Raw genomic sequence first — 922 nt, 5'->3', positions numbered from 1 at the left:
GTGGTCGGGGTCGGGGTGGTAGAGGGTGTCGAGGGGCCAGCCGCGGTCGGTGGGGAAGGGTGTGATGGCGTCGTGGCCGTTGGCTACGAGTTGCCATAGGTCTTCGGGTGAGGTGATTCCGCCGGGGTAGCGGCAGGCCATCGCCACGATCACAATCGGATCATCGGCTGGGGCCCGGGTTGAGGTCTTGCCCACCGTCTTGGGCGCCGTGGTGGGGGAGAGCTTTTCAGCCAGGAGGTTCGCCACCGCATGGGGGGTGGGGTGGTCGAAGGTGAGCGTGGCCGGAAGCGACAGCCCGGTCGCAGTGGCCAGGTGATTGCGTAGTTCGACCGCGGCCAGAGAGTCGAAGCCCAGCTCGCGGAAGGCTGTGCCGGAATCGACGCGGTCGGGGCCGGTGTGGCCGAGCACGGTGGCGGTGGTGCGGCGGACCAGGTCCAGCACGATCTGCTGCTGCTCGGCCGCTGTGGCGTCGGCCCATTGCCGGGCGAGAGCAGCAGGCATCGTGCTCGTTCGGCGGCGTGTGCCCTGGTCGGTGAAGGCGCCGGGACCGGCCAGGTCGGTGAGGATGGCCGGAGTGTTGGGTTGGGTGCGGAGCTGGGGGTGATCCAGGTGGACCGGTGCCAGCAGCGGGTGGGGGTGGGTGAGGGCGGCATCCAGGAGGTGGAGGGCGGCGACCGGTGGCAGGGGGTGCTGGCCGGAGCGGTGCCAGCGAGTGCTAAGGGTGGCGGCCATTCCGGTGTGGTCCCATGGTCCCCAGGCCAGGCTGGTTCCCGGTAGGCCGTGGGTGTGGCGGTGGTGGGCCAGGGCGTCCAGGAAGGTGTTGGCGGCTGCGTAGTTGGCCTGGCCGGGGCTGCCGGTCAGGCCGGCGATCGAGGAGAACAGTACGAACGCGGACAGTGGTAGGTCTTGTGTGAGCTGGTGC

The 922-nt window shown here is 70.0% G+C and carries 1 protein-coding gene; it reads right to left on the bottom strand.

Features of this window, described 5'->3' with window-relative positions:
* The coding region (locus AB0C16_RS40100; RefSeq protein ID WP_357691384.1) for a KR domain-containing protein at positions 1 to 922 on the bottom strand (922 nt) is incomplete at both ends.

This window comes from Nonomuraea sp. NPDC048916, from assembly GCF_040649575.1.
Classification (GTDB): domain Bacteria; phylum Actinomycetota; class Actinomycetes; order Streptosporangiales; family Streptosporangiaceae; genus Nonomuraea.
The sequence above is the reverse complement of the archived record's forward strand: the minus strand, read 5'-3'. Positions and strand labels throughout refer to the sequence as shown.